The 7,233-nt window shown below is 41.7% G+C and carries 5 protein-coding genes; 4 read left to right on the forward strand and 1 reads right to left on the reverse strand.

The window, feature by feature from the left end:
- Window positions 1-34 precede the first annotated feature (34 nt).
- Window positions 35-1,381, reverse strand: a complete 1,347-nt coding sequence (gor, locus tag HT685_RS07140) for a glutathione-disulfide reductase (RefSeq protein ID WP_050142767.1) — start codon at window positions 1,379-1,381, stop codon at window positions 35-37.
- Window positions 1,382-1,665: 284 nt separating this feature from the next.
- Between gor and HT685_RS07145 the strand changes: the two genes are divergently transcribed.
- From HT685_RS07145 to metG, 4 genes are all read left to right on the forward strand, one after another.
- Complete coding sequence (locus tag HT685_RS07145; protein ID WP_173226763.1) at window positions 1,666-2,871, forward strand: efflux RND transporter periplasmic adaptor subunit; 1,206 nt, start codon at window positions 1,666-1,668, stop codon at window positions 2,869-2,871.
- Window positions 2,855-3,556 (forward strand): ABC transporter ATP-binding protein, encoded by a 702-nt coding sequence (locus HT685_RS07150; RefSeq protein ID WP_173251649.1) that lies wholly within the window; start codon window positions 2,855-2,857, stop codon window positions 3,554-3,556. The genes HT685_RS07145 and HT685_RS07150 overlap by 17 nt, the downstream gene beginning before the upstream one ends.
- 1 nt (window position 3,557) lies before the next feature.
- On the forward strand, window positions 3,558-4,817 hold the full coding sequence (locus tag HT685_RS07155; protein ID WP_173226642.1) for an ABC transporter permease: 1,260 nt from the start codon (window positions 3,558-3,560) through the stop codon (window positions 4,815-4,817).
- A 123-nt stretch (window positions 4,818-4,940) separates the two neighbouring features.
- The gene (metG, locus tag HT685_RS07160) at window positions 4,941-6,938 is read left to right on the forward strand and encodes a methionine--tRNA ligase (protein WP_173226640.1); all 1,998 of its coding nucleotides are present in this window, start codon (window positions 4,941-4,943) and stop codon (window positions 6,936-6,938) included.
- Window positions 6,939-7,233: the final 295 nt, after the last annotated feature.

The following is a 7,233-nucleotide window of genomic DNA, read 5'->3' on the forward strand; positions in this document are numbered from 1 at the left end:
AGAAGTGTTTTTTGCTTTGCTTCTTTTATTTTGATTAACGCATGGTTACAAATTCTTCGGATGCAGTTGGGTGAATCGCCACAGTTGCATCAAAGTCAGCCTTGGTTGCTCCCATTTTGATAGCAACGGCAAATCCCTGAATCATTTCATCAACGCCGTAGCCAATTCCATGAAGTCCAACAACTTTTTCTTCTGAACCAGCTGTGATCAATTTGAAACGTGTTTCTTGACGGTTGCCAGTGCAAGCAGAGTACATAGAAGTAAAGCTTGATTTGTAAACCTTGATTTGGTCTTGGCCGTATTCTTTAATAGCTTGCTCTTCTGTCAAGCCGACAGTTCCGATAGCAGGGTGTGAAAAGACAACAGTTGGAATAGTTGTGTAGTCCATTTTTGCAGTAGTTTTTCCGTTAAAGAGACGTTCAGATAGGGTACGTCCAGCCTTGATAGCAACTGGAGTCAGTTCTTTTTCACCTGTTACATCACCTAGAGCATAGATTCCCTCAACAACAGTATTTTGGTATTCATCCACTTGGATAAAGCCACGCTCATTCAGAGTCACTCCAGCTTTTTCAAGTTGCAAGCCCTTAACGTTTGGACGGCGACCCGTAGCCCAGATAACTTGGCTAGCTGTGTGACTAGTACCATCTTCGAAATGAATAGTAATGCCTTCAGCAGTTTTTTCTAACTTGGCAGGGACTTTGTGAGTATGAAGTGGCAAGTTTGTTCTTTCCATTTCCTTGACCAAACCTTCAACGATATAAGAATCAAAACCACGTAAAGGACGATCGCGGCGAACAAAGAGGTCTGTCTTGACACCAAAGGTGTGAAGTACGCCAGCCAATTCAACGGCGATATAACCAGCGCCTAGAATAGCAACTGACTCTGGCAATTCTTCCCAGGCAAATACATCATCAGAAGAGCCGCCTAGCTCAGCACCAGGAATATTTGGAATACTTGGATGGGCACCTGTAGCAATCACGATATGTTTAGCACGAATCAGTTCACCATTTACGCTAACAGTATGAGAATCTACAAATTCAGCATGACCTTCAATCAAGTCTACACCGTTGCGTTTAAAACTGCCATCATAAGAAGAACGAGCGCGATCAATGTAGGCTTCACGATTACGACGTAGGGTTGCAAAGTCAAAGTTAAGATCAGTAGTCTTAAAGCCGTAGTCTTCTCCAAATTGATGGAAAGTCTCAGCGATTTGCGCCCCGTACCACATAATTTTTTTAGGAACACAGCCGACATTGACACAGGTTCCACCTAATTTCTTTTCCTCAATAACGGCCGCTTTGGCTCCGTGTTCACCAGCACGGTTCATGGTGGCAATTCCTCCGCTACCTCCACCGATAGCAATGATATCGTATTCTCTCATTGAAAACTCCTTCGTACTCTTTTAAATAATAGAGTGTCATTTTTTGATAGTCATATTCTATCTTTTTTTTGATTTGATTGCAAAAATCTGCTACGCACAAAAAATTGCAAAAAAGCTTGCCAAATAAGTTGAAATAATGTATTATATAACTAGTACAATAGAAAAGGAGGATTTCCGAACGATTGTTTAATCCTGAACTGTCATTATTTCCATCTGAACTGCATTGTTTGCTGGAGGGGAATTTGGTATAATAGCAAAGTATTGTAAAAAAGAAAAGGAGTTTCATTATGAAAAAGAATGGTAAAGCTAAAAAGTGGCAATTGTATGCAGCAATCGGTGCTGCCAGTGTAGTTGTATTGGGTGCCGGGGGGATTTTACTCTTTAGACAACCCTCGCAAACCGATGTTAAGGATGAAATACCACATCTAGTAGTGGCAAAAGAGGGAACTGTTGCTTCGTCGGTTTTATTGTCAGGAACAGTAACGGCAAAAAATGAACAATACGTTTATTTTGATGCTAGCAAGGGAGATTTAGATGAAATCCTTGTTTCTGTGGGCGATAAGGTTAGTGAAGGGCAGGCTCTAGTCAAGTACAGTAGTTCAGAAGCGCAGGCGGCCTATGATTCAGCTAGCCGAGCAGTAGTTAAGGCAGATCGTCATATCAATGAACTCAATCAAGCACGAAATGAAGCCGCTTCAGCTCCGGCTCCTCAAGCCTCTGCGCCAGCAGGAGGAGAAGATGCAACGGTGCAAAGTCCAACTCCAGTGGCTGGAAATTCTCTTGCTTCTATTGACGCTCAGTTGGGTGATGCCCGTGATGCTCGTGCAGATGCAGCAGCACAATTAAGTAAGTCTCAAAGTCAGTTAGATGCAATGACGGTTCTCAGTACCCTAGAGGGAACTGTGGTCGAAGTCAACCACAATGTTTCTAAATCTCCAACAGGAGCTAGCCAAGTAGTCGTTCATGTCGTAAGTAATGAAAACTTGCAAGTTAAGGGAGAACTGTCTGAATATAACCTCGCCAACCTATCTGTAGGTCAAGAAGTAAGCTTTACTTCTAAAGTGTATCCTGATAAAAAATGGACTGGGAAATTAAGCTATATTTCTGACTATCCTAAAAACAATGGCGAAGCAGCAAGTACAGCTGTAGCAGCAGGCGGTAATTCTGGCTCTAAATATCCATATACCATCGATGTTACAAGTGAAATCGGTGATTTGAAACAAGGATTCTCAGTAAGTGTTGAGGTCAAAAATAAGAGTAAAGCCATTTTGGTTCCTCTAACAAGTGTTGTGACTGAAAATGATAAGAACTATGTCTGGGTGCTTGACGAGCAGAAAAAGGCCAAGAAAGTGGAAGTTGGTTTGGGCAATGCTGATGCAGACAACCAAGAAATCACTTCAGGTCTGACAAATGGAGTCAAGGTCATCAGTAACCCAACATCTTCCTTGGAAGAAGGAAAAGAGGTGAAGGCTGATGAAGCAACTAATTAGTCTAAAAAATATCTGCAGAAGCTACCGTAACGGTGATCAAGAACTGCAGGTTCTCAAAAATATCAACCTAGAAGTGAATGAGGGTGAATTTGTTGCCATCATGGGACCATCTGGTTCAGGTAAGTCTACTCTCATGAATACGATTGGGATGTTGGATACACCAAGTAGTGGAGAGTATTATCTTGAAGGTCAAGAAGTGGCTGGATTGGGTGAAAAACAACTAGCTAAGGTTCGCAACCAACAAATCGGTTTTGTCTTTCAGCAGTTCTTTCTTCTATCGAAACTCAATGCTCTGCAAAATGTAGAATTGCCCTTGATTTACGCAGGAGTTTCGTCTTCAAAACGTCGCAAGTTGGCTGAGGAGTATTTAGACAAGGTTGAATTGACAGAACGTAGTCACCATTTGCCTTCGGAATTATCTGGTGGTCAAAAGCAACGTGTGGCTATTGCGCGTGCCTTGGTAAACAATCCTTCTATTATTCTAGCAGACGAACCGACAGGAGCCTTGGATACCAAAACAGGGAACCAAATTATGCAACTATTGGTTGACTTGAACAAAGAAGGAAAAACCATTATCATGGTAACGCATGAGCCTGAGATTGCCGCCTATGCTAAACGTCAGATTGTCATTCGAGATGGAGTCATTTCGTCTGACAGTGCTCAGTTAGGAAAGGAGGAAAACTAAGATGCAGAATCTGAAATTTGCCTTTTCATCTATCATGGCTCACAAGATGCGTTCTTTGCTTACCATGATTGGGATTATTATCGGTGTTTCATCAGTTGTTGTGATTATGGCTTTGGGAGATTCCCTATCTCGTCAAGTCAATAAAGATATGACCAAATCTCAGAAAAATATTAGCGTCTTCTTCTCTCCTAAAAAAAGTAAAGATGGGTCTTTTACTCAGAAACAATCAGCTTTTACGGTTTCTGGAAAAGAAGAGGAAGTTCCTGTTGAACCACCAAAACCGCAAGAATCTTGGGTCAAGGAGGCAGCCAAACTCAAGGGAGTGGATAATTACTATGTAACCAACTCAACGAACGCCATCTTGACTTATAAAGATAAAAAAGTTGAAAATGCCAATTTGACAGGTGGAAACAGAACTTACATGGACGCTGTTAAGAATGAAATTATTGCAGGTCGTAGTCTAAGAGAGCAAGATTTCAAAGAGTTTGCAAGTGTCATTTTGCTAGATGAGGAATTGTCCATTAGTTTATTTGGCTCTCCACAAGAGGCTATTAACAAGGTTGTAGAAGTCAATGATTTTAGTTACCGAGTCATTGGGGTTTATACTAGTCCAGAGGCTAAAAGGTCAAAAATATATGGGTTTGGTGGCTTGCCTATTACTACCAATATCTCCCTTGCTGCGAATTTTAATGTAGATGAAATAGCTAGTATTGTCTTTCGAGTGAATGATACCAGTTTAACTCCAACTCTGGGTCCAGAACTGGCACGAAAAATGACAGAACTTGCAGGCTTGCAACAGGGAGAATATCAGGTGGCAGATGAGTCGCTTACATTTGCAGAAATTCAACAATCGTTTAGTTTTATGACGACGATTATCAGTTCCATCGCAGGGATTTCCCTCTTTGTTGGAGGAACTGGTGTTATGAACATCATGCTGGTTTCTGTTACAGAGCGTACCCGTGAGATTGGTCTCCGTAAGGCTTTGGGTGCAACGCGTGCCAATGTTTTAATCCAGTTTTTGATTGAATCCATGATTTTGACCTTGTTAGGTGGCTTAATTGGTTTGACAATTGCAAGTGGTTTAACTGCCTTAGCAGGTTTGTTACTGCAAGGCTTGATTACGGGTATAGAAGTTGGAGTATCAATCCCAGTTGCCCTATTTAGTCTTGCAGTTTCGGCTAGCGTGGGTATGATCTTTGGAGTCTTGCCAGCCAACAAGGCATCGAAACTTGACCCAATCGAAGCCCTTCGTTATGAATAAGATCAACAAGATGGACACTCGTCTATCTTGTTTTTGTATAGATTTCCCTATCAAAAATCCTTAAAAATGTGATATAATGAAGTGTTAGAAAAACAGGTTTCATTTGCCTGGAAAGGAAAAATTATGTCTGAAAAGAATTTTTATATTACAACGCCGATTTACTATCCATCTGGTAAACTTCATATCGGTTCTGCCTACACAACTATCGCCTGTGATGTCCTAGCTCGCTACAAACGCCTGATGGGCTACGATGTCTTTTATTTGACAGGTCTTGATGAACATGGTCAGAAGATCCAGCAGAAAGCGGAAGAAGCTGGCATTACACCACAAGCCTATGTTGATGGAATGGCAGTTGGAGTTAAAGAACTCTGGCAATTACTAAATATTTCATACGATAAATTTATCCGTACAACTGATGACTACCACGAAAAAGTAGTGGCTCAAGTCTTTGAACGCTTGCTGGCTCAAGATGACATCTATTTAGGTGAATATTCTGGTTGGTACTCAGTCTCAGATGAAGAATTCTTTACAGAAAGCCAGCTTGCGGAAGTTTTCCGTGACGAAGCTGGAAATGTGACTGGTGGAATTGCTCCATCAGGTCACGAAGTGGAATGGGTATCTGAAGAGTCTTACTTCCTTCGCCTCAGCAAATACCAAGATCGTTTGGTAGACTTTTTCAAGTCCCATCCTGAATTTATCACTCCAGATGGTCGTCTCAATGAAATGTTACGCAACTTCATCGAGCCAGGTTTAGAGGATTTGGCGGTATCTCGTACCACCTTTACCTGGGGTGTACCAGTCCCATCAAATCCAAAACACGTTGTCTATGTTTGGTTTGATGCTCTACTCAACTATGTGACAGCTCTTGGCTACGATCAAGACGAACACGCTAACTTTGACAAGTTCTGGAACGGAACAGTCTTCCATATGGTTGGAAAAGACATCCTTCGTTTTCACTCAATCTACTGGCCAATCCTTCTTATGATGTTGGATATCAAATTGCCAGAACGTTTAATTGGTCATGGTTGGTTTGTCATGAAAGATGGTAAGATGTCTAAGTCTAAAGGGAATGTTGTCTATCCTGAAATGTTGATAGAGCGTTTTGGACTAGATCCACTTCGTTACTACCTCATGCGTAGCCTTCCAGTTGGTTCAGACGGAACCTTCACTCCAGAAGACTATGTAGGCCGTATCAACTATGAATTGGCCAATGACCTTGGGAACCTCCTCAACCGTACGGTTTCTATGATTAACAAGTATTTTGATGGACAAATTCCTGCCTATGTAGAGGGTGTAACAGAGTTTGATAATACTCTTGCTCAAGTAGCTGCTGAATCAATTGCTGACTACCATAAATACATGGAAGCAGTTGACTACCCACGTGCCCTTGAAGCGGTCTGGACCCTTATCTCTCGTACCAATAAATACATCGATGAGACCGCACCATGGGTTTTGGCCAAGGATAAAGCTCTTCGTGACCAATTGGCAAGTGTTATGAGCCACTTGGCAGCCAGCCTTCGTGTCGTTGCTCACTTGATTGAACCATTTATGATGGAAACCAGTCGTGCAGTCTTGACTCAACTTGGTCTAGCAGAAGTTTCTAGCCTTGAAAACTTGAGTTTGGCTGCTTTCCCTGAGGGTGTAACAGTAGTTGCCAAAGGAACACCAATCTTCCCACGCCTGGATATGGAAGAAGAAATCGCCTATATCAAGGAACAAATGGAAGGTAACAAGCCAGCTGTGGAAAAAGAATGGAATCCAGATGAAGTTGAACTCAAATTAAACAAGGATGAAATCAAGTTTGAAGACTTTGACAAGGTTGAAATCCGTGTCGCAGAAGTCAAAGAAGTTTCTAAAGTTGAAGGCTCTGATAAGTTGCTTCAATTCCGCTTGGATGCTGGTGATGGAGAAGATCGTCAAATCCTCTCAGGAATTGCAAAATACTATCCAAATGAACAAGAATTGGTCGGCAAGAAAGTCCAAATCGTTGCCAACCTCAAACCTCGTAAAATGATGAAGAAATATATCAGCCAAGGTATGATTCTCTCAGCTGAACATGATGGACAATTAACCCTTCTTACAGTTGATCCAGCTGTACCAAATGGAAGTGTGATTGGGTAAAAGTAGACAGGACTAGTTCAGGCTAGTTCTGTTTTTTTTATTTATACTCAATAAAAATCAAAGAGCAATCTAGGAAGCTAGCCACAGGTTGCTCAAAGCACTGCTTTGAGGTTGTAGATGAAACTGACGAAGTCAGCTCAAAACACCGTTTTGAGGTTGTAGATAGAACTGACGAAGTCAGCTCAAAACATGGTTTTGAGGTTGTAGATAGAACTGACGAAGTCAGCTCAAAACACGGTTTTGAGGTTGTGGATAGAACTGACGAAGTCAGCTCAAAACACTGTTTTGAGGTTGT

This window comes from Streptococcus sp. 5004 (genome assembly GCF_013276755.1).
In the GTDB taxonomy this organism is placed as follows: Bacteria; Bacillota; Bacilli; order Lactobacillales; family Streptococcaceae; genus Streptococcus.

What these genes read in the sequence shown, in the direction of transcription:
- gor (WP_050142767.1), bottom strand. Translation starts at nt 1,381, where the DNA reads ATGAGAGAATACGATATCATTGCTATCGGTGGAGGTAGCGGAGGAATT.
- HT685_RS07150 (WP_173251649.1), top strand. Translation starts at nt 2,855, where the DNA reads ATGAAGCAACTAATTAGTCTAAAAAATATCTGCAGAAGCTACCGTAAC.
- HT685_RS07155 (WP_173226642.1), top strand. Translation starts at nt 3,558, where the DNA reads ATGCAGAATCTGAAATTTGCCTTTTCATCTATCATGGCTCACAAGATG.
- metG (WP_173226640.1), top strand. Translation starts at nt 4,941, where the DNA reads ATGTCTGAAAAGAATTTTTATATTACAACGCCGATTTACTATCCATCT.